This is a genomic window from Pseudomonas tructae (genome assembly GCF_004214895.1).
In the GTDB taxonomy this organism is placed as follows: domain Bacteria; phylum Pseudomonadota; class Gammaproteobacteria; order Pseudomonadales; family Pseudomonadaceae; genus Aquipseudomonas; species Aquipseudomonas tructae.
Genome location: NZ_CP035952.1, coordinates 4444155 through 4465373, shown reverse-complemented (window position 1 = coordinate 4465373; position 21219 = coordinate 4444155). Strand labels below are relative to the sequence as shown.

Here is a 21219-nt window from a genome sequence, read left to right as displayed (position 1 = left end):
TAACTCGTTGATTTGTCGTAAGTCGCTGCAAGGAGTCACTTTGCAGCGGCGAGCTTCGTTCGTCCCATATGGATGTGACGAGGTTTCACCAGAAAAAGGAATCAGGCTTCTCATGGGCGAACTGGCCAAAGAAATCCTCCCGGTCAATATCGAAGACGAACTGAGACAGTCCTACCTCGACTACGCGATGAGCGTCATTGTCGGGCGTGCACTGCCCGATGCGCGTGATGGCTTGAAGCCCGTGCATCGCCGCGTTCTGTATGCGATGAGCGAACTGGGTAACGACTGGAACAAACCGTACAAGAAATCCGCCCGTGTGGTCGGTGACGTGATCGGTAAGTATCACCCGCATGGTGATACCGCTGTTTACGACACCATCGTACGTATGGCTCAGCCATTCTCGCTGCGTTACCTGCTGGTCGACGGCCAGGGTAACTTTGGTTCGGTCGACGGCGACAACGCCGCCGCCATGCGATACACCGAAGTGCGCATGACCAAGCTGGCCCACGAGCTGCTGGCCGACCTGCACAAAGAGACGGTCGACTGGGTACCCAACTACGACGGTACCGAGCAGATCCCGGCGGTCATGCCGACCAAGATTCCCAATCTGCTGGTCAACGGTTCCAGCGGTATCGCCGTGGGCATGGCGACCAACATTCCGCCACACAACCTCGGTGAAGTCATCGACGGTTGCCTGGCACTGATCGACAATGCCGACATCACCGTCGATGAGCTGATGCAGTTCATCCCCGGTCCCGACTTCCCGACCGCGGCGATCATCAACGGCCGCCAGGGCATCATCGAGGCGTACCGTACCGGTCGCGGCAAGATCTACATGCGCGCCCGCTCGATGGTCGAAGACATCGACAAGGTTGGCGGTCGCCAGCAGATCGTTGTCACCGAGCTGCCTTATCAGCTGAACAAGGCACGCTTGATCGAGAAGATCGCCGAGCTGGTCAAGGAAAAGAAACTCGAAGGCATCACCGAGCTGCGTGACGAGTCCGACAAGGACGGTATGCGTATCGTCATCGAGCTGCGTCGTGGCGAAGTGCCTGAGGTCATCCTCAACAATCTCTACGCCCAGACCCAGTTGCAGGCCGTGTTCGGCATCAACATCGTCGCCCTGATCGACGGTCGTCCACGGGTCCTGAACCTCAAGGATCTGCTCGAGGCGTTCGTGCGTCATCGCCGCGAAGTGGTGACCCGTCGTACCGTGTTCGAACTGCGCAAGGCGCGCGAGCGTGGTCACATCCTTGAAGGCCAGGCGGTTGCCCTGTCCAACATCGATCCGGTGATCGCCCTGATCAAGGCCTCGCCGACGCCGTCCGAGGCCAAGGAAGCGCTGATCAGCACGCCGTGGGAATCCAGCGCCGTGCAGGTGATGGTTGAGCGCGCCGGTGCCGACTCCTGTCGCCCGGAAAACCTCGATCCGCAATTCGGTCTGCGTGATGGCAAGTACTTCCTGTCGCCGGAACAGGCCCAGGCCATTCTGGACCTGCGCCTGCACCGCCTGACCGGCCTTGAGCACGAGAAGCTGCTGGCCGAGTACCAGGAGATCCTCAACCAGATCGGCGAGCTGATTCGCATCCTCAACAGCGCCGAGCGCCTGATGGAAGTGATCCGCGAAGAGCTGGAGCTGATCCGCGCCGAATACGGCGACGTGCGCCGCACCGAGATCCTCGATGCGCGCCTGGACCTGACCCTGGGTGACATGATTCCGGAAGAAGACCGGGTTGTGACCATCTCCCATGGCGGCTACGCCAAGACCCAGCCGCTGGCCGCCTACCAGGCCCAGCGTCGCGGTGGTAAAGGCAAGTCGGCTACTGGCGTCAAGGACGAGGACTACATCTCCCACCTGCTGGTTGCCAACAGCCACACCACCTTGCTGCTGTTCTCCAGCAAGGGCAAGGTGTACTGGCTCAAGACCTATGAAATCCCGGAAGCCTCCCGTGCCGCGCGCGGTCGACCGCTGGTCAACCTGCTGCCGCTGGACGAGGGTGAGTACATTTCGACCATGTTGCCGGTCGAGGAGTACACCGAAGGTCACTTCATCTTCATGGCTACCGCCAACGGTACCGTGAAGAAGACCCCGCTGGAGTCCTTCAGCCGTCAGCGCAGTGTCGGCCTGATCGCCCTGGAGCTGGACGAAGGCGACGTGCTGATCTCCGCAGCCATCACCGATGGCGAGCGTGAGGTCATGCTGTTCTCTGATGCTGGCAAGGTTACCCGCTTCAAGGAGTCCGACGTTCGCGCCATGGGCCGTACCGCCCGCGGTGTGCGCGGCATGCGCCTGGCCGAAGGGCAGAAGCTGATCTCCATGATCATCCCCGAAGAAGGCAGCCAGATCCTCACCGCTTCCGAGCGTGGCTATGGCAAGCGTACTGAAATCGCCGAGTTCCCGGAGTACAAGCGTGGTGGTCAGGGCGTTATCGCCATGGTCAGCAACGATCGCAATGGCCGTCTGGTCGGTGCCGTGCAGGTGCAGGATGGTGAGGAAATCATGCTGATTTCCGACCAGGGCACCCTGGTTCGTACCCGCGTCGGTGAAGTGTCCAGCCTGGGCCGTAACACCCAGGGCGTGACCCTCATCAAGCTGGCCAGCGACGAGACCCTGGTAGGGCTGGAACGGGTCCAGGAGCCGTCCGAAGAGGAAGGCGACGAGGACTTCGACGCCGAGGTGGATGGCGCTGACGTGGATGCAGATGCTGCACCACAGGCCGACGCCGCAGCCGACGAAGAGGCTCAGCCGGAATAAAATTAGTAGCGCAACCCTGATGGGGGAAGGCCGCGGCAGTGGAGCACAGCTCGCTGCCACGGTCGGCTCCTGCGGACATCGAGAGCAGAGCGAGAGTGGATGTGAGCAAACGAGCCTTTAACTTCTGCGCAGGCCCTGCTGCGCTCCCTGACGCTGTACTGCAGCGCGCCCAGGCTGAAATGCTGAACTGGCGTGACAAAGGCCTGTCGGTGATGGAGATGAGTCACCGAAGCGATGACTACGTGGCCATCGCCGAAAAGGCCGAGCAGGACCTGCGCGACCTGATGTCCATTCCTGCCAATTACAAGGTGCTGTTCCTGCAGGGCGGTGCGAGCCAGCAGTTCGCCGAAATCCCGCTCAACCTGCTGCCTGAAAACGGCACCGCCGACTATATCGAAACCGGTATCTGGTCGAAAAAAGCCATCGAGGAAGCCCGTCGCTACGGCAATATCAACGTTGCGGCCAGCGCCAAGGCATACGACTACCTGGCCATCCCTGGCCAGAACGAATGGAACCTGAGCAGCAACGCCGCCTATGTGCACTACGCCTCGAACGAGACCATTGGTGGTCTGGAGTTCGACTGGGTGCCGCAGACCGGTGACGTGCCGCTGGTGGTCGACATGTCCTCGGACATTCTTTCGCGCCCGATCAATGTTTCCGATTTCGGCCTGATCTATGCCGGCGCCCAGAAAAACATCGGCCCGAGCGGCCTGGTGGTGGTGATCGTCCGTGAAGACCTGCTTGGCCGTGCCCGCAGCAGCTGCCCGACCATGCTCGACTACAAGGTCGCAGCCGACAACGGCTCGATGTACAACACCCCGGCGACCTACTCCTGGTACCTGTCCGGGCTGGTGTTCGAGTGGCTCAAGGAGCAGGGTGGCGTCGAGGCCATGGAGCAGCGCAATCGGGCCAAGAAAGACCGGCTGTATGGTTTCATCGACAGCAGCGCGTTCTACACCAACCCGATCAACGTCAACGCCCGTTCGTGGATGAACGTACCGTTCCGCCTGGCCGACGAACGCCTGGACAAGGCCTTCCTCGCCGGTGCCGACGCCCGTGGTTTGCTGAATCTCAAGGGGCACCGTTCGGTTGGCGGCATGCGTGCCTCGATCTATAACGCGCTTGGCCTGGATGCCGTTGAAGCGCTGGTTGACTACATGGCTGAATTCGAGAAGGAGCACGGATGATGTCGGAACAGGAACTCAAGGCGCTGCGGGTACGCATTGACAGTCTCGACGAGAAGATTCTCGAGCTGATCAGTGACCGTGCCCGTTGCGCGCAGGAAGTGGCGCGGGTCAAGACCGCGACCCTGGCCGAAGGCGAGGCGCCGGTGTTCTACCGCCCCGAGCGCGAGGCGCAGGTGCTCAAGCGCGTCATGCAGCGTAATCAGGGGCCGCTGGGCAACGAAGAGATGGCGCGGCTGTTCCGCGAAATCATGTCATCGTGCCTGGCCCTGGAGCAGCCGCTGAAGATTGCCTACCTCGGTCCTGAGGGTACCTTTACCCAGGCTGCAGCCATGAAACACTTTGGTCATGCGGTGATCAGCAAGCCGATGGCGGCGATCGACGAAGTGTTCCGTGAAGTGGCGGCCGGCGCCGTCAACTTTGGCGTGGTGCCCGTGGAGAACTCCACCGAAGGTGCGGTCAACCACACCCTTGACAGCTTCCTTGAGCACGACATGGTGATCTGTGGCGAAGTCGAGCTGCGTATTCACCACCATCTGCTGGTGGGCGAGAACACCAAGACCGACAGCATCAGCCGGATCTACTCCCACGCCCAGTCGCTGGCCCAGTGCCGCAAGTGGCTGGATGCCCATTACCCGAATGTCGAGCGCGTAGCGGTGTCGAGCAATGCCGAGGCAGCCAAGCGGGTCAAGGGTGAGTGGAACTCGGCGGCCATCGCCGGCGACATGGCGGCAGGTCTGTACGGCTTGACCCGTCTGGCCGAGAAGATCGAAGACCGTCCGGACAACTCCACGCGTTTTCTGATGATCGGCAACCAGGAAGTGCCGCCGACCGGCGACGACAAGACCTCGATCATTGTCTCCATGAGCAACAAGCCGGGCGCCTTGCACGAGTTGCTGGTGCCGTTCCACGAAAACGGTATCGACCTGACCCGTATCGAGACCCGTCCGTCGCGCAGTGGTAAATGGACCTACGTGTTCTTCATCGATTTCGTCGGCCACCACCGTGATCCGCTGATCAAGGCCGTGCTGGAGCAGATCAGTCAGGAAGCCGTGGCCCTGAAGGTGCTGGGTTCCTACCCCAAGGCGGTACTCTGAGGTTATGAGTGGCGTACATGCAGTTTTGAACAGGGTCCAGCTCCGTGGTTGAAGTCGTGGTAAACAAGCCTGAGCCGATCATCGGCCGGCTGGTGGTGGTCGGATTGGGCCTGATCGGCGGTTCCTTCGCCAAGGGGCTACGTGAAAGCGGCCTGTGTCGCGAAGTGGTCGGTGTCGATCTGGATCCGCAGTCGCGCAAGCTGGCGGTGGAGTTGGGCGTGGTCGACCGCTGTGAAGAAGACCTTGCCGCTGCGTGCGTCGGCGCTGATGTCATTCAGCTTGCGGTGCCGATCCTGGCCATGGAGAAGCTGCTCGCGCGCCTGGCCGGGCTTGATCTGGGGCAGGCGGTGTTGACCGACGTGGGCAGCGCCAAGGGCAATGTCGTGCGCGCTGCGCGCCAGGCCCTGGCCGCGCATCTGCCGCGTTTCGTCCCCGGGCATCCGATTGCGGGCTCCGAGCAGAGCGGGGTGGAGGCATCCAATGCCTCACTGTTCCGTCGTCACAAGGTCATTCTCACGCCGCTGGCAGAAACCGATCCGACCGCGCTGGCACTGGTTGACCAGCTCTGGCGTGCGCTGGAGGCTGATGTCGAGCATATGCAGGTCGAGCGTCACGACGAAGTGCTGGCTGCTACCAGTCATCTGCCACACCTGCTGGCCTTCGGCCTGGTCGATTCCCTGGCCAAGCGTAATGAAAACCTCGATATCTTCCGTTACGCTGCCGGAGGTTTCCGCGATTTCACGAGAATCGCCGGAAGCGACCCGGTCATGTGGCACGACATCTTTCTCGCCAATCGCGAAGCTGTCCTGCGCACACTGGATACATTTCGCAGCGACCTCGACGCCTTGCGCGACGCGGTCGATGCAGGGGATGGGCATCAATTGCTGGGCGTCTTCACGCGCGCCCGGGTTGCCCGCGAACACTTCAGTAAAATCCTGGCCCGCCGGGCCTATGTGGACGCTATGAATTCCAACGACCTGATTTTCCTGGCAAACCCTGGTGGCCGCGTGTCCGGCCGTATTCGCGTACCAGGTGACAAATCGATTTCCCATCGCTCGATCATGCTTGGCTCCCTGGCCGAAGGCACCACTGAAGTGGAAGGTTTTCTCGAGGGCGAAGACGCCCTGGCGACCTTGCAGGCCTTCCGTGACATGGGTGTGGTCATTGAAGGCCCGCATCATGGCCGAGTGACCATTCATGGCGTTGGCCTCAATGGCCTGAAGCCGCCACCGGGCCCGATCTACCTGGGCAACTCCGGCACCTCGATGCGCCTGCTGTCCGGCCTGCTGGCCGCTCAGTCGTTCGACACCGTACTGACCGGTGATGCCTCGCTGTCCAAGCGGCCGATGAACCGTGTCGCCAACCCGCTGCGGGAAATGGGTGCGGTGATCGAGACCGCCGCTGAAGGTCGTCCACCGATGACCATTCGCGGAGGCCACACGCTCAAGGCCCTGACCTACACGCTGCCGATGGCCAGTGCCCAGGTCAAATCCTGCCTGCTGCTGGCTGGCCTGTATGCCCAGGGCAAGACCACCGTTACCGAGCCTGCGCCGACCCGCGACCATACCGAGCGCATGCTCCGCGGTTTTGGCTACAGCGTGAATGTCGAAGGTCCTACCGCTTCCCTGGAATCCGGCGGCAAGCTTTCGGCCACCCATATTGAGGTGCCGGCAGACATTTCCTCGGCGGCTTTCTTCCTGGTGGCAGCATCGATCGCCGAAGGTTCCGAACTGCTGCTCGAGCACGTAGGCATCAACCCGACCCGTACCGGTGTGATTGATATCCTCAATCTGATGGGCGGCAACATCACCCTGGAAAACCAGCGTGAAGTCGGCGGTGAGCCGGTGGCCGATCTGCGCGTGCGAGGGGCTAAACTCAAGGGTATCGAGATCCCCGAGCACCTGGTGCCATTGGCCATCGACGAGTTCCCGGTGCTGTTCGTCGCTGCAGCCTGTGCCGAAGGTCGTACCGTGCTGCGTGGCGCCGAAGAGCTGCGGGTCAAGGAGTCGGACCGCATCCAGGTCATGGCCGATGGCCTGCTGGCTCTGGGCGTGAAGTGCGAGCCGACTCCGGACGGCATCATCATCGACGGTGGTGTGATTGGCGGCGGTGAAGTGCATGGTCATGGCGACCATCGCATTTCCATGGCCTTCAGCGTTGCCTCGCTGCGTGCTACCGCGCCGATCCGCATCCATGACTGTGCCAACGTCGCGACTTCTTTCCCGAACTTCCTGGCGCTGTGCGCCGAAGTTGGCATCCGTGTTGCTGAAGAGGGCAAGTCGTGAGCGTGAATGCACCGGTCATCACCATCGACGGTCCTAGTGGTTCGGGCAAGGGTACCGTGGCGGGCCTGCTCGCCCGCGAGTTGGGCTGGAAGCTGCTGGACTCCGGTGCGCTGTATCGCCTGCTGGCGTTTGCGGCGAGCAATCACGGCGTCGACATGACCAATGAAGAGCTGCTGGTAAGGCTGGCTGCGCATCTGGACGTGCAGTTTATTGCCGCCGAGCCGGGCAAGTTGCAGCAGATCATTCTTGAAGGCGAGGATGTCAGCAATGTCATCCGCACCGAAACAGTAGGTGCTGGTGCCTCCCTGGTGGCTTCGCTGCCGGCGGTGCGCGATGCCTTGCTGCAGCGCCAGCGGGCGTTCCAGGAGGCGCCGGGGCTGATTGCCGATGGTCGCGACATGGGCACCGTGGTGTTCCCGGACGCACCGCTGAAGGTATTTCTGACCGCGAGTGCCGAGGAGCGGGCCCGCCGTCGTTACTTGCAGTTGAAGGGCAAGGGCGAAGATGTTAGTCTGTCGAGTCTGCTAGATGAGATCCGTGCGCGTGATGAGCGTGACACCCAGCGCGCAGTGGCCCCGCTCAAGCCGGCGGCCGATGCGATCCAGCTGGATTCCACGGAGTTGTCCATCGAGCAGGTGTTGCAACGCATCAAGAGCGAGATTGCCCTGCGCGATATCGCCTGATGACCAGGGAAGCAGGCAGGGGCACCAGTCAACGTCCTGTCGGCTTTCCTTTATATGAACGAAACCCACATTGTCTGGAATGTGGCTGATGGGCGTTTCTACCGCCCTAATCTACAGGAATTAAAATGAGCGAAAGCTTTGCAGAACTCTTTGAAGAAAGCCTGAAAACCCTCAATCTTCAGCCGGGTGCGATCATCACCGGTATCGTTGTCGACATCGACGGCGACTGGGTTACCGTACACGCTGGCCTGAAGTCCGAGGGTGTCATCCCGCTCGAGCAGTTCTACAACGAAGCTGGTGAACTGACCATCAAGGTCGGTGACGAAGTTCACGTTGCGCTGGACGCGGTCGAAGACGGCTTTGGCGAAACCAAACTGTCCCGTGAAAAAGCCAAGCGCGCCGAGTGCTGGATTGTTCTGGAAGCAGCTTTCGCCGCCGAAGAAGTGGTCAAGGGCGTTATCAACGGTAAGGTTAAGGGCGGCTTCACTGTCGACGTTAACGGCATCCGTGCGTTCCTGCCTGGTTCCCTGGTTGATGTCCGCCCAGTGCGCGACACCACCCACCTGGAAGGCAAAGAGCTGGAATTCAAGGTCATCAAACTGGACCAGAAGCGCAACAACGTTGTCGTTTCCCGTCGCAGCGTCCTGGAAGCCGAGAACAGCGCCGAGCGCGAAGCTCTGCTCGAATCCCTGCAGGAAGGCCAGCAAGTCAAAGGTATCGTCAAGAACCTCACCGACTACGGCGCATTCGTTGACCTGGGCGGCGTTGATGGCCTGCTGCACATCACCGACATGGCTTGGAAGCGTATCAAGCACCCATCGGAAATCGTCAACGTTGGCGACGAGATCGATGTCAAGGTTCTGAAGTACGATCGCGAGCGTAACCGTGTATCCCTGGGTCTGAAGCAACTGGGTGAAGACCCATGGGTTGCTATCAAGGCTCGTTACCCAGAAAGCACTCGCGTCATGGCGCGTGTTACCAACCTGACCGACTACGGCTGCTTCGCAGAGCTGGAAGAAGGCGTGGAAGGCCTGGTACACGTTTCCGAAATGGACTGGACCAACAAGAACATCCATCCTTCGAAAGTCGTACAAGTCGGCGACGAAGTGGAAGTCATGGTTCTGGACATCGACGAAGAGCGTCGTCGTATCTCCCTGGGCATCAAGCAGTGCAAGTCCAACCCATGGGAAGACTTCTCTGGCCAGTTCAACAAGGGCGACAAGATCTCCGGCACCATCAAGTCGATCACCGATTTCGGTATCTTCATTGGTCTGGACGGTGGCATCGACGGCCTGGTTCACCTGTCGGACATCTCCTGGAACGAAGTCGGCGAAGAAGCCGTACGTCGCTTCAAGAAGGGCGACGAGCTGGACACCGTCATCCTGTCGGTTGACCCAGAGCGCGAGCGTATCTCCCTGGGTATCAAGCAACTGGAAAGCGATCCGTTCTCCGAGTACGTTGCTTCGAACGACAAGGGTGCAATCGTCAAGGGTGTTGTAAAAGAAGTTGACGCCAAAGGCGCCATCATCACCCTGGCCGACGACATCGAAGCCACTCTGAAAGCTTCCGAAATCAGCCGTGACCGCGTTGAAGACGCACGTAACGTCCTGAAGGAAGGCGAAGAGATCGAAGCGAAGATCATCAGCGTTGACCGCAAATCGCGCGTCATCCAGCTGTCGATCAAGTCGAAAGACGACGCTGACGAGAAAGAAGCTATCCAGAGCCTGAAAGAAACTGCTCCGGAAGCTGCTGACACCACCATGGCTGCGCTGCTGCGTCAGGCAATGGCCAAACAGAACTAAGTTCTGCTGGTGTTTAAGAAAGGGCGACTTCGGTCGCCCTTTTTTGTGTCTGAAGTTTGCGCCTGGGGCTGGAACCCTTGCGCCAGTGAGCTTCGGTGAAATTGGTGTCAAAGAGCTATCATCTACTGCAGCAAAGCGTGTGTCTTCAAATTCCGTTTAAGTCAAGAACCACCCTGTTCAAATCCCTCAGGTCATGCTAAAAACTACGAAGCAATGATCTAGCTGCTTGATAAAGAAGGGAAAAATATGACGAAGTCGGAGCTGATCGAACGTATTGTCACCCATCAAGGGCTGCTCTCATCCAAGGATGTCGAGCTGGCCATCAAGACCATGCTTGAGCAAATGTCCCAGTGCCTGGCCACTGGCGACCGCATCGAGATCCGCGGTTTCGGCAGCTTCTCCCTGCATTACCGCGCCCCGCGCGTAGGCCGTAACCCGAAAACCGGCCAGTCCGTCAGCCTGGATGGCAAGTTTGTGCCACACTTCAAGCCAGGTAAGGAGCTGCGGGATCGGGTGAATGAAGAAGAAGGGCAGCACGAAGATTGAATCGGATGAAAAGGAGCGCCCGTGCGGAACTTTAAGCGGTTGTTTTTGGTCGTATTTTTGTTATTGCTCATGGCTGTCGTGATGGTATTTGTCCTAGAAAATCAGCTGGCGGCGCAGTTACAATTTTTGGGCTGGACATTGCCACAGTTACCAGTGTCGGTTTATCTCTTGCTGGCGTTATGTGTAGGGCTTGTTGTTGGTCCGCTGTTGACCGTATTTTCCCGCCGAGGTCCGCTGAAATAGGTCTAGACTGGTGTTGAGTTCGGGTAGTTACGGCTGACATCGCGCTGGACCATTCGGTTTATTTTTAAAGTATGTTGCCAAGGCAAAAGTGGCTATCTCCTCGGTTATTAGTAGTTCGGCCGGGTGGGGTTATGAGAAAAATAAAAGGAAAATGTGTATATGCATGAAAAGCAACCGAGTCCTGGTGCTGCCGATGAGATCGATTTGTATGAGCTGGGCGTAAAATTTTCACGTCAGTGGGTTTTGATCGCGGCTTCTATCGTGTTGTGTTTTGGTATTGCAGGTGCTTACGCGTTGCTCGCAGAGCCGACCTATGAGGCGAAGGCATTTGTTTTGCCACCTACACAGAATGATATTGCCGATTTCAACTACGGCCGTACCAATGAGTCAGAAATGAATCGTTACGACGTCAAACAGGTCTATGACGTTTTTCTGCGAAATCTGCAAGCTGAGTCATTGCGTCGCCAGTTTTTCAAGGATATCTATCTGCCTTCCTTGAGTGAGTCTGAGCGAAAGAAACCGATGGACTCGCTGTACTCTGAATTTTCCAAAAAACTCTTGATTACCTCCGTAGCCAAACCGGGGTCAGATCGTTATGCGGTAACGGTTCAGGGCAATGATCCTGCCGTTGCCAAGGAATGGGCGGAGCACTACTTGGAGCGGGCGGGCAGTGTGGCAAAGGCGGAGATGATCAAGAACGTCAACCGTGAAGCTGAGGTTCGCGCGCGTAACCTGAATCAAAGAATCGGTACATTGCGGGAAAGCGGGCAAAAAGTTCGTGAAGACCTTATTGTGCAGTTACGTGAGGCGCTGGCAGTGTCCCGGGCTATTGGTCTTGAAAAGCCGCCGATTATTTCCGGCAACCTGTCTTCTGAGGTCTCGGCAGGCATGGATGGTGAGTTGACCTACATGCGAGGAAGTAAAGCGCTCGAGGCTGAAATCAGAAACCTCGAGGAGCGCAAGTCTGATGACCCGTTTATCAAACAATTGCGTGAGTTGCAGGTTGCCTATAGCTTTTACAAAAACCTTGAGGTTGCTCCTGAAGGGGTGGAGGTGTATCGATTGGATGGACCTATCCAGCAGCCTGACGAACCCATCAAACCGAAAAAATCCGCCGTGCTAATTGTCGGTCTTCTCTTGGGCGTAGTGCTTGGGTTCTTGATTGCAGCGCTTCGTATTTTTTTCTTTGACCAACGGAAGGCTAGGGTCTAGGCCTCTGTTGCGAGGGCTGCGACGGCGAAAATTTTTTTGTTACGATTCTCAAACAGGGTTAGGGATGGCAAAATGCTTCAGTTCTCGAAGGACAGACAGTGGTAGCCGGGTTTGAGGCTCGGCATCTGAAGGTGAAGAAGTAGAATTTGCCAATCGACCTGTCTGGAGCGCGAGCCTGAGGTTTACTTTCCAAGGCAGGTCTGATAGTGAGTAGTGTTAGCCGTATCCCTCCCGTAGCCGAATCAGATGAAATAGAGTTGTTTGCTCTTGTTGAGTCGGTTTGGAAGCAAAAAAACTTTGTGCTTGTTATTGCCGCGCTGATTGCCGGAGCAGCTGCGCTTTATGCATTTCTAGCAACGCCCGAATATCGAGTTGCCAGCGTCTTGCGTCCGGTAGCATTAAAAGAGCTTGATGCCTTGAATCGTTCGGGCATTTATAGTTTGGCGCCAGAGGCAGCGTTGCTCAAGGTTGGTGGGGCGTTGGACTCCTACGAGATGCGCCTGGAGTTCTTCAAGGCAAACCCAGATCTCTTCAAGGCTATTGAAGAGCCTGGCAATAGTTTTGATCAGAACTTTGAGGCGTTCAACAAGAAGTCTCTGCGTGTCACCGTCAATAATGGTAGCAAACTTGCCGGGCTGCCATCTTCGGTAGCCCTGGAATTGGACTATCCGGAAAAAATTGATGGTGTGCAAATTCTCAACAGCTTTGTGGATTTCGCCGTAGCTACAGAGCGGCAGAAACTGGCGAGTGATTTCGAAGTTGTTTTGAAGAATCGTATCACCGAACTCGATAAAAAAATTGACGCCGCGCGGGCCACTTACGAGTTGGACAAGGAAGTAAAGATTGCGCGCCTACAGGAGGTCGATGATCTGCGTCGTGCTCAACTGCAAGACGAGTTGAATGCGCTGCGTCAGCAGTTGAAGCTGTTGCGCAAAGATCGGATTGCACAGTTGACCGAGGCTATTGGGATTGCGCGCGCGTTGGGTATTGTCAAGCCAACCACCCCTTCTGCATTGGCAGAAGCTGAGCATGCCGCGTCCGCTCGTGTAATGCGAACAGAAGTCAATAACCAGCAAATTCCATTATATTTCATGGGGACAGAGGCGCTGGAGGCAGAGCGTGCTGCGTTGCTGCAGCGCAAGTCTGATGAGTTTACCGAGGCTCGGGTTGCCCAGATTTTCAAAGAGTTGCAGATGCTCCAGGTCAATCGTGAAATCCAGGTTCTGAAAAGACGGTCGAATGAAGATATCTTCCTCGCTGATGTAGAGTCGTTGCGTAACGAGTATCTCCGTTTGAGCACCCTTCAAATTGATGTCAATCAGTTGCAGCTTGTTGGTATTGATCGCCGGGCTGTTCAGCCCACTGCACCGGTTAAACCACAAAAGATGATGGTCATTGTCTTGGGTTTAATGCTGGGGTTGATCCTCGGGACGGTCTGCGCTTTGGTTCGGCAGTTCCTTCGGATCAAGAATATGGCCCGTGTTACACGTGCAAGTCTTGATCTGGGGGCGCCCACATTGCCTGCTGTTGCTGCCAAAGGGCTGCAGCGGGACTGATGAGGTCGTCAGTGCTTGCTGTGTTTTTTCGAGTTTTTTGAAGCGATTTCTATCGCTGTACCGAGTCTCGCTGCCTTCATCGCTGGGGCGGCGGGAGGCCGTGCAATCTTTATTCTGGGTTGTCCAGCCATGACACTGCTGCTTGCTCAGTGCTCTCAGGTTCCGCTTCCGGGTTGATGTGCCTATAGTTGCAATTGGGTGTATCTGCGAGGCGGAGCCCATTCTATAATGCTGGGTTTATGGTGCCCTGTCTTATCCGGGTGGTGGCACTTTGTCTACAGGCTTGGCGGTCGTAGAAGTCATCAGGTTTCTTTTGGAAGGTCAAGAGCTAAGGATTCTCGTGCGATCATTGTTTGAGTGTAAGACGCGACTCTGTCTAGGCCTTCCAGTGCTCAATACAGGGTGCACGAGATCGTGACCGGGCGAGCAGTCGTCGCTGGCGAGGGGAATCCACCGTCATCCAAAAGCGCGTGGATGTCCGTCGTCACGCACGGGCTCCTGTCCCTGTTCGCAGCACCTGCTGGGAACCCTGGTTTGTTGCATTCATCGACCGAGATCCATTTGTCTTTGCGTCTCTTAAGCTGCCTAATGGTTTGGGCGGGCAGTCGATTTGACTGTGCTGGCGCCGAAGGACAGGGATGGCTGTCTTGTAACTCGGTTGAATCCTGACGATGCAGGTTTCTATGGGGGCTTCGCTCTGCGTGCAGCAGTTGATTGCAAATTGCCTTCATTTCGTTGCAGGGAGGCCGGCAAGGTGCTGCGCAGTGCAAGATGCCATACAATGGACCAATTTCATAAATCTGAATGGAGTAACCCTCTTTGAGACTTACACAAACTAAGCTTTCAGAAGTTGTCGTCATTGAAGCGGATGTCTACGAAGACGATCGCGGTTGGTTTATGGAGAGTTTCAACGAGGCTCGCTTTCATGGCGGGTTGCAAGCGTTGGCATTGCAAGTGCCCAAGCCCTTTGTCCAGGATAATCACTCTTGCTCCAAGCGTGGAGTGTTACGTGGCTTGCATTACCAACGTGCACCTCATGCCCAAGGCAAACTGGTGCGGGTCACGCAAGGTGCGGCCTTCGATGTCGCGGTGGATATCCGCAAAGGCTCCAAGACCTTTGGGCAATGGGTTGGGGTTGAGCTTAGCGCCAGCAATAAACGTATGCTGTGGATCCCGGAAGGCTTCGCGCATGGTTTTCTGGCATTGGAAGACAACACGCACTTCCATTATAAAACGACTGACTACTATGCGAAGCAATCCGAAGCCGCGATTCTTTGGAATGACCCTGATCTGAATATTGACTGGCCTGCACTTGATGTATTGATCGTCAATCAAAAGGATCAGGAAGCGCCACGGTTGTCTCAGATCGAGGGCGAGTAAATGAGTTTGATTAAGTGGATTGATTTTCAGATTCTTGGCGACGAACGAGGTAGCTTGGTTTCTATCGAACAAGGTAAAGTCATTCCGTTTGAAATCAAGCGAATCTATTATCTCTACCATACTGGTGAGGGCGTCAGTCGGGGTTATCACGCTCATCGTCAGTTAAAGCAAGTTGCTATCTGCGTTTCTGGAAAATGCAGAATGATTTTGGACAATGGGACGGTTCGTGAAGAAGTCTGGCTTGATTGCCCAACTAAAGGCTTGTTGATCGAAAGTATGATGTGGCGAGAAATGCATGACTTTAGTGCTGATTGTGTGCTGTTGGTCATTGCAAGCCATCTTTATGATGAAAGTGATTACATTCGCAACTATCAGCAATTTATAGAAGCTCAGGAAGTGGGTGTTACTGTATGAAAATTTTGATCGCGGGCGCCGGTGGCGCGCCGTCTGAAGGTGTGATTTTTTCGCTGCTGTGTAATCCGGAAAATGAAGTCATCGGCATGGGCTCGGAGCCCAGTGATCTGATTTTGTCCAGAGCATCTCGAAAGTACTATGTACCTAACGCCGATTCACCTGACTACAAGGCTCGGTTGTTGGAGGTCCTGGCACTCGAAAAACCGGATCTGATTCATTTTCAAAATGATCTCGAAGTTTTTCATGCTTCGCAAATTCGTGATGACATCCTGGCTACCGGGACCAAAGTGTTCATGCCAGAGCACAGTGTGATTGATACCTGTGTTTTTAAGCACAAGTCCTACGAGGCTTTTGTCAAGGCCGGTGTCAAGGTGCCGAAGAACCTTGTCATCAATAACCCGGAAGACCTCAAGCAAGCCTTTGCCGAACTGGGCGATGAGTCCGGCAAAATCTGGCTCCGGGCCTCCTCAATCGGTGGCGGTGGCAAGGGGTCTTTGCCCACCAACAACTTTGAGCTGGCCAAGGCCTGGATTGATCACTATTCCGGCTGGGGCGACTTTATTGCTGCCCAGATGCTGACCTCGAAAACGGTCACCTGGCTTTCCATCTGGCATGAAGGTCAACTGGTTGTCGCTCAATCCAGAGCCCGGCAGGGGTGGACCCACGGCAATCGTACGATCTCTGGCGTTACCGGTGTGACCAAGGTGGGCATGACCTGTGATGACGAAGTTGTCAACGATGTCTCCATGCGTGCGATAAAGGCTGTTTCGGACAGGCCACACGGTATCTTCGGTGTGGACATGGCCTATGACAAGGACGGCTACCCGAATCCGACTGAAATCAACATCTCGCGCTTTTTCACCACGGTTCGTTTCTTTACCGAGGCGGGGCTGAACTTGCCGGAAATTTTCAAGTGCATTGCCCTGAAGCAACCGTTGCCAGCATTTGAAAAGGTTCTCAATCCATTGCCGGCCGGCCTGATGTGGATGAGGGGGATGGATACCGAGCCACGCTTGGTGACCAGTCAGGAAATGGAAGAACGGATTATTTTTCCATGAAAATTCTACTGACCGGAGCAGGTGGATTTGTTGGTGGCCACCTGCTGAGAACGGCAATTGAAACATTTGGTCATGATAATGTCGTTGCTTTGACAAGTCGTGAGCTTGACGGCGTCCAATCTGTTGTGGCGAAAGGTCATGATCTTTCGCAGCTCGGACCTGACAGGTTCAATGATATCGATGTGCTGATTCATGCAGGTGCCTTTACGCCAAAGAGCGGTCAGGAAGCGAATGATATCGAGGCCTGTGGTCGCAATATCAGCTTCACTGAAAACCTGCTCAGGTTCCAGTTTGCCTCACTCAAGAAAGTCGTCTTTACCAGCACGCTGGATGTGTACGCAGCGGCAGAGCGCATTTCTGAGTCGACGCCGCTCGCGCCGGCAACGCTTTACGGTGCGTCAAAGCTGTATGGCGAAAAGATGGTTGAGGTCTTCGCCAGTCAGCGATCGATCAGCCATGAAATCTTGCGCTTGGGCCACATCTATGGCCCGGGCGAAGAGGCCTACCAGAAGATTCTGCCACTGACGATCTCCAATATCTTGTCCGGCAAACCGGTACAGATATGGGGTGGCGGTGAGGAACTCCGCAGCTTTATCTATATTGAAGACATCGTCAGTGCGATTCTCAAGGCGGTCACATGTGATACCGGAGAACGCGTTATCAATATCGTTGGTGGAGCGCCAATCAGCATCAAGGCGCTCGTCGAGAAACTGGTAGTCATCAGTGGTCGTTCGGTGCAGGTCAATCATCAAGCAGTCTCAACCAGGGGGCGGGATTTTGTTTTTGACAACCGTTTGCTGAAAAAAACATTGCTCGCTGAAGAGTATGATTTTGATCGAGGTTTGACTGCAGAGTTCAATCACATGCTACTCAAACTGCAATCAGTGCAAGATCATTAATAATATATCCATTGTTTCATCGCTCCCTGTCGAGGCTCTACAGTGAAAAAAGTAAATACAGTATTTCTTGATCTGGATGGGCCTCTACTGGACGGTAATGTCCGGCACTTCCATTGCTACCGCAGCATTCTGGAGCAGGCAGGATTCACGCCAATAGATGCAACTACCTATTGGCAGCTGAAGCGCGAAACCATCAATCGCCGGGAGCTTTTGGCTCTTTCCGGTGCAGAGGCCTTGTACGACGACTTCCTGGTCCGCTGGCTTGAAATGATCGAGTCGCCGCAGGCTCTTGAGCTGGACACGGTTCAGCCGGGTGCGCTGGAATGCTTACGTCACTGGAAGCAGCAAGGCAAGAGACTGGTGCTGGTCACGCTGAGGAAGGATGCGCAGGCACTTCAAGTACAGTTGGATGCTGCCGGGTTGAGTGCTTATCTGGATAAGGTCCTTGTGTGCACCCATCAAAGCGCTGGAGAGGGCAAGGCGCAAGCCGTGCGTGACTACCTTGGTGGTGACCTTGTCGCCAATGAGTCCGTCTGGATTGGTGATACCGAGGTTGATGCGCAAGCCGCAGGCGAGCTAGGGGTGGATGTATTCCTGGTAACAAACGGGCTCAGAAGTCAGCAGATTCTAGAGCGACTGGGCAGTGGAAAAATCGTCGACTCTATTGTCTCAGCTCGAGACTATATTTCGTAATTGAACCGCGCTAACGAATAGAATACAAGTGGAGTAGAACATGATTTCTTTCCTTGACCTCGCTGCTGTCAATCGGCAGTTCAGAGATGAGTTGATTCAAGCTGCGACAGACGTTATTGATTCGGGTTGGTATATACACGGACGTAGTCTCGAAGCATTTGAGGGTGCGTTTGCTGACTACTGTGGGGCGCGTAATTGCATCGGTGTTGCCAATGGCCTGGATGCATTGATCTTGACCATTCGTGCGTGGAAAGAATTGGGTAAATTGCGCGAAGGTGATGAGGTTATTGTTCCCGCCAATACCTACATTGCCAGTGTACTTGCCATCACTGAAAACAAACTCGTCCCGGTACTGGTTGAGCCTGATGCACAGACGTTCAACCTGTGCCCCGACAATGTTCGTGCCGCGATTACACCCAAAACCCGTCTGATCCTGGCTGTTCATTTGTATGGGCAGTTAGCGCCTATGCCGCAACTTAAAGAGATTGCGAAGGCGCATGATCTGCTTATTCTTGAGGATTCGGCACAAGCGCATGGCGCCTTGCTGGAGGGTAAAAAAGCGGGTGCTTGGGGTGATGCATCCGGTTTCAGTTTTTACCCAGGTAAAAACCTGGGAGCGCTAGGCGATGCCGGTGCTGTAACAACCAATGATGATGAGTTAGCCAGTACTATCCGGGCGCTGGGTAACTACGGTTCACACGAAAAGTACAAAAATCTCTACCAAGGTGTAAATAGTCGACTGGACGAACTCCAGGCTGCGCTGCTCAGCGTTAAGCTCAAGTATTTGGATGAGCATACTCAGCATCGCCGGAAAATTGTCAATCGTTACTTGCAAGGCATCAAAAATGATGCGATTCGCTTGCCATTGGCCTCCACCGTGGATGCTGCTTCGTATTCGCAGCATGTCTGGCATCTCTTCGTGATCCGTAGTTCGCAACGCGAGAAGTTGCAGGCACATTTGAGCAGCCTCGGTATTCAGACCATCATTCATTATCCTATTCCACCGCACAAACAGTTGGCATACGCGGATATGAACGGGCAGTCGTATCCTCTGACTGAAATGATTCATCAGGAGGTCTTGAGCCTTCCGCTCAGCCCGGTGATGAGTCTTGAGGATGCTGATAAAGTGATCGAAGCATGTAATCGCTTTGTGTCGTAAGGTGATTTGAACCTATGACGCTGATAAAAACCAGTATGTTGAATGGTATCGCAGTCATCATAAAGATGTTGACGTTACTCGGTATCAACAAGGTACTTGCTGTTTACGTGGGGCCGGCCGGCTATGCGGCGCTCGGGCAGTTTCAGAATGCGGTGCAGATGATGACCACTTTTGCCAGTGGGGCGATCAATACTGGCGTGACCAAGTACACTGCCGAGTACCATGAACAGCCGGAAAAACAGCACAGCATCTGGCGAACGGCGGGTTCGATTGCGTTAATCGGCTCGTTGCTGGCTTCACTGATCATTGCGCTTCTCAATAAACAGCTGGCCTACTGGTTTTTAAAGGACGAAAATTTTGGCGGCGTCTTTCTTTGGTTTGCCGCCACCTTGGTTCTCTTCACCCTGAATACCCTCCTCTTGGCGATTCTCAATGGCAAGAAGGAGGTGTTGTCGTACGTAATTGCCAACATTGCGGGTAGTGTATTTGCACTGCTGATAACGGTGTTAATGACGCTGGCTTGGGGGCTTTACGGTGCACTGGTAGCGCTCGCGGTCTATCAGTCCTTGGCGTTTTTTGTGACGCTGTGGCTGTGCCGCAAGGCGCCTTGGTTCCGAGTCAGTTATCTGTTTGGCGCCATAGAAAAACCGGCACTTGTCAATTTGTCAAAGTTTACCTTGATGGCCTTGGCCTCAGCGATCTGTGTTCCGGTCAGCCATATTCTGGTGCGTGACCATCTGGGAACCACATTGGGCTGGGAGTTCGCAGGTTACTGGGAAGCCTTGTGGCGAATGAGCTCCGCTTACCTGATTGTCGCCACGACGACATTAAGTGTCTATTTTTTGCCACGCTTGTCTGAAGTGTCAGAGCCTGGGGCGTTGAGGCGTGAAATCGCTCAAGGCTACAAGTTGATTTTGCCGGTGTCTGCGCTCTGCGGTTTGATCATCTACCTATTTCGAGACCTGATTATCTCGATTCTGTTTACGCCTGAATTTTCTCCAATGCGCGATTTGTTTGCCTGGCAAATGATTGGCGACAGCTTGAAGATTGGAAGTTGGCTGTTAGCTTATCTGATGCTGGGCAAGGCAATGTTCAAGCGCTTTATCGCCTTGGAGGTTATTTCCGCATCAGGGTTTGTTTTTCTCACCTATGGCTTCACAGGGTGGCTGGGCCTGGAAGGTGTTGCGATGGCGCATGCACTGATTTACCTGATTTATTGGGTGATGGTATGGCGTGCGACTGCCCCACTGATGAAGCGTGATGTCCAAATTGCAGGGAGTGATGTGTGAGTAGCTATTCTCCAAAATTGTCGGTAATGATTGTGACTTACAATCAGGTCGATTTGATCGGTGAGACGATTGAAAGTGTCGTCTCCCAAGGCTATCCGAATTTGGAGGTTGTGGTTGCAGACGACGCCTCCACGGATGGAACGCAGGCGGTTATCAACGAGTATCAGAAAAAATACCCGTTGCAAGTCAAGCCGGTATTCAATCCGATCAATCTCGGCGTTACCGGTAACTCGAACGCGGCCTTTAACGCCTGTACGGGTGAGCTGCTTGCCGTGTTGGGTGGGGATGACCTCTTTTTACCTGGTAAAATTCAAGCTCAAGTAGCGCTTTTTGAAGATCCGGAAGTGGTGCTTTCCTATCACTCCGTTGAAGTATTTGTTCATCAAACTGGCGAAGTTCTGTTTACGACCAATACGACAGAAAAAGAACGGGTAAGCGACGTTTACGATTTGATTGCGAAGTGCGGTATTCCAGGTGCCTCGTCGTTGATGGTCAGGCGCTCAGCCTGCCCGGCGTATGGGTTTGATACGAGATTCCCTGTTGTTTCTGACTGGATGTTCTGTATCGAGGTAGGACTCAACGGTAAGATCAAGGAGTTACCAGGTATCTACGGAAAGTACAGAAAGCATGGCCTGGGTGCAAGTGAGAGAACATTTGAACTGCTCGATGAGTCGCTGCGAACGCTAGACATCATCCAGGCACGCTATCCTGATGACCCGAAGATTCGTCGAGCCTGCCAGGCCGGCGCCTATCGTTATCTGCTGGGCGAGCTGTACAGGCAGGTAGTCAAGAAGAATCCAGACAAGGTCAGGCAGCTGGCGCCGTACTTTCTGGCGTACTCTTCAGGACTCAAGCGCCTGATGACCAGGATTGCCCTGGCTGTGTTGGCTAACAAAACCTTCATTGGCATTGTGGTCGGCCCACTGCAGAAGTTGAAATCGACGTTGAAGCGAAATGTCTGAGT

Annotated in this window: 18 protein-coding genes; all 18 read left to right on the top strand. The window is 55.2% G+C overall.

The genetic code is table 11. From position 1 onward, the window contains the following. Positions 1 to 112: 112 nt before the first annotated feature. The 18 genes from gyrA (at position 113) to EXN22_RS20360 (ending at position 21217) form a co-directional block, all read left to right on the top strand. The gene (gyrA, locus tag EXN22_RS20445; protein WP_130265769.1) at positions 113 to 2755 is read left to right on the top strand and encodes a DNA gyrase subunit A; all 2643 of its coding nucleotides are present in this window, start codon (positions 113 to 115) and stop codon (positions 2753 to 2755) included. 101 nt (positions 2756 to 2856) lie between these two features. Further along, positions 2857 to 3942, top strand: coding sequence for a 3-phosphoserine/phosphohydroxythreonine transaminase (gene serC, locus EXN22_RS20440; RefSeq protein WP_130265768.1), 1086 nt, complete (start codon positions 2857 to 2859; stop codon positions 3940 to 3942). Further along, the gene (pheA, locus tag EXN22_RS20435) at positions 3942 to 5036 is read left to right on the top strand and encodes a prephenate dehydratase (RefSeq protein ID WP_130266874.1); all 1095 of its coding nucleotides are present in this window, start codon (positions 3942 to 3944) and stop codon (positions 5034 to 5036) included. The genes serC and pheA overlap by 1 nt, the downstream gene beginning before the upstream one ends. A gap of 44 nt (positions 5037 to 5080) precedes the next feature. Next, positions 5081 to 7321 carry a bifunctional prephenate dehydrogenase/3-phosphoshikimate 1-carboxyvinyltransferase gene (locus EXN22_RS20430; protein WP_130265767.1) on the top strand — a complete coding sequence of 747 codons (2241 nt, stop codon included), beginning with the start codon at positions 5081 to 5083 and terminating at the stop codon, positions 7319 to 7321. Further along, positions 7318 to 8004 carry a (d)CMP kinase gene (gene cmk / locus EXN22_RS20425; RefSeq protein WP_130265766.1) on the top strand — a complete coding sequence of 229 codons (687 nt, stop codon included), beginning with the start codon at positions 7318 to 7320 and terminating at the stop codon, positions 8002 to 8004. Before EXN22_RS20430 ends, cmk begins: the two co-directional genes overlap by 4 nt. Before the next feature lie 125 nt (positions 8005 to 8129). Then, positions 8130 to 9806 carry a 30S ribosomal protein S1 gene (gene rpsA, locus EXN22_RS20420; RefSeq protein WP_130265765.1) on the top strand — a complete coding sequence of 559 codons (1677 nt, stop codon included), beginning with the start codon at positions 8130 to 8132 and terminating at the stop codon, positions 9804 to 9806. Positions 9807 to 10052: 246 nt separating this feature from the next. Next, complete coding sequence (ihfB, locus tag EXN22_RS20415) at positions 10053 to 10352, top strand: integration host factor subunit beta (RefSeq protein ID WP_010224135.1); 300 nt, start codon at positions 10053 to 10055, stop codon at positions 10350 to 10352. A gap of 21 nt (positions 10353 to 10373) precedes the next feature. Continuing rightward, positions 10374 to 10595 carry a lipopolysaccharide assembly protein LapA domain-containing protein gene (locus EXN22_RS20410; RefSeq protein ID WP_130265764.1) on the top strand — a complete coding sequence of 74 codons (222 nt, stop codon included), beginning with the start codon at positions 10374 to 10376 and terminating at the stop codon, positions 10593 to 10595. 159 nt (positions 10596 to 10754) lie between these two features. Continuing rightward, positions 10755 to 11807: an LPS O-antigen chain length determinant protein WzzB gene (locus EXN22_RS20405; protein WP_130265763.1), complete on the top strand. Its 1053-nt coding sequence runs from the start codon at positions 10755 to 10757 to the stop codon at positions 11805 to 11807. A 206-nt stretch (positions 11808 to 12013) separates the two neighbouring features. Further along, positions 12014 to 13363 carry a GNVR domain-containing protein gene (locus EXN22_RS20400; protein WP_130265762.1) on the top strand — a complete coding sequence of 450 codons (1350 nt, stop codon included), beginning with the start codon at positions 12014 to 12016 and terminating at the stop codon, positions 13361 to 13363. An 819-nt stretch (positions 13364 to 14182) separates the two neighbouring features. After that, positions 14183 to 14743: a dTDP-4-dehydrorhamnose 3,5-epimerase gene (gene rfbC / locus EXN22_RS20395; RefSeq protein WP_130265761.1), complete on the top strand. Its 561-nt coding sequence runs from the start codon at positions 14183 to 14185 to the stop codon at positions 14741 to 14743. Continuing rightward, positions 14744 to 15157 (top strand): sugar 3,4-ketoisomerase, encoded by a 414-nt coding sequence (locus EXN22_RS20390; RefSeq protein ID WP_130265760.1) that lies wholly within the window; start codon positions 14744 to 14746, stop codon positions 15155 to 15157. After that, positions 15154 to 16215, top strand: a complete 1062-nt coding sequence (locus tag EXN22_RS20385; protein WP_130265759.1) for an ATP-grasp domain-containing protein — start codon at positions 15154 to 15156, stop codon at positions 16213 to 16215. The genes EXN22_RS20390 and EXN22_RS20385 overlap by 4 nt, the downstream gene beginning before the upstream one ends. Further along, positions 16212 to 17114: an NAD-dependent epimerase/dehydratase family protein gene (locus EXN22_RS20380; RefSeq protein WP_130265758.1), complete on the top strand. Its 903-nt coding sequence runs from the start codon at positions 16212 to 16214 to the stop codon at positions 17112 to 17114. The genes EXN22_RS20385 and EXN22_RS20380 overlap by 4 nt, the downstream gene beginning before the upstream one ends. A gap of 42 nt (positions 17115 to 17156) precedes the next feature. Continuing rightward, positions 17157 to 17807, top strand: a complete 651-nt coding sequence (locus EXN22_RS20375) for an HAD family hydrolase (RefSeq protein ID WP_165392241.1) — start codon at positions 17157 to 17159, stop codon at positions 17805 to 17807. Positions 17808 to 17847: 40 nt separating this feature from the next. Further along, the gene (locus EXN22_RS20370; protein ID WP_130265756.1) at positions 17848 to 18966 is read left to right on the top strand and encodes a DegT/DnrJ/EryC1/StrS family aminotransferase; all 1119 of its coding nucleotides are present in this window, start codon (positions 17848 to 17850) and stop codon (positions 18964 to 18966) included. A 14-nt stretch (positions 18967 to 18980) separates the two neighbouring features. Further along, positions 18981 to 20255, top strand: coding sequence for an O-antigen translocase (locus EXN22_RS20365; RefSeq protein WP_130265755.1), 1275 nt, complete (start codon positions 18981 to 18983; stop codon positions 20253 to 20255). Beyond that, the gene (locus tag EXN22_RS20360; RefSeq protein ID WP_130265754.1) at positions 20252 to 21217 is read left to right on the top strand and encodes a glycosyltransferase family 2 protein; all 966 of its coding nucleotides are present in this window, start codon (positions 20252 to 20254) and stop codon (positions 21215 to 21217) included. Before EXN22_RS20365 ends, EXN22_RS20360 begins: the two co-directional genes overlap by 4 nt. Positions 21218 to 21219 lie beyond the last annotated feature (2 nt).

Excerpts from the sequence above, each read along its gene's own strand:
- EXN22_RS20390 (WP_130265760.1), top strand. The coding sequence starts at position 14,744 with ATGAGTTTGATTAAGTGGATTGATTTTCAGATTCTTGGCGACGAACGA.
- EXN22_RS20380 (WP_130265758.1), top strand. The coding sequence starts at position 16,212 with ATGAAAATTCTACTGACCGGAGCAGGTGGATTTGTTGGTGGCCACCTG.
- pheA (WP_130266874.1), top strand. The coding sequence starts at position 3,942 with ATGTCGGAACAGGAACTCAAGGCGCTGCGGGTACGCATTGACAGTCTC.
- gyrA (WP_130265769.1), top strand. The coding sequence starts at position 113 with ATGGGCGAACTGGCCAAAGAAATCCTCCCGGTCAATATCGAAGACGAA.
- EXN22_RS20385 (WP_130265759.1), top strand. The coding sequence starts at position 15,154 with ATGAAAATTTTGATCGCGGGCGCCGGTGGCGCGCCGTCTGAAGGTGTG.
- EXN22_RS20405 (WP_130265763.1), top strand. The coding sequence starts at position 10,755 with ATGCATGAAAAGCAACCGAGTCCTGGTGCTGCCGATGAGATCGATTTG.
- EXN22_RS20365 (WP_130265755.1), top strand. The coding sequence starts at position 18,981 with ATGACGCTGATAAAAACCAGTATGTTGAATGGTATCGCAGTCATCATA.
- ihfB (WP_010224135.1), top strand. The coding sequence starts at position 10,053 with ATGACGAAGTCGGAGCTGATCGAACGTATTGTCACCCATCAAGGGCTG.
- rpsA (WP_130265765.1), top strand. The coding sequence starts at position 8,130 with ATGAGCGAAAGCTTTGCAGAACTCTTTGAAGAAAGCCTGAAAACCCTC.
- EXN22_RS20370 (WP_130265756.1), top strand. The coding sequence starts at position 17,848 with ATGATTTCTTTCCTTGACCTCGCTGCTGTCAATCGGCAGTTCAGAGAT.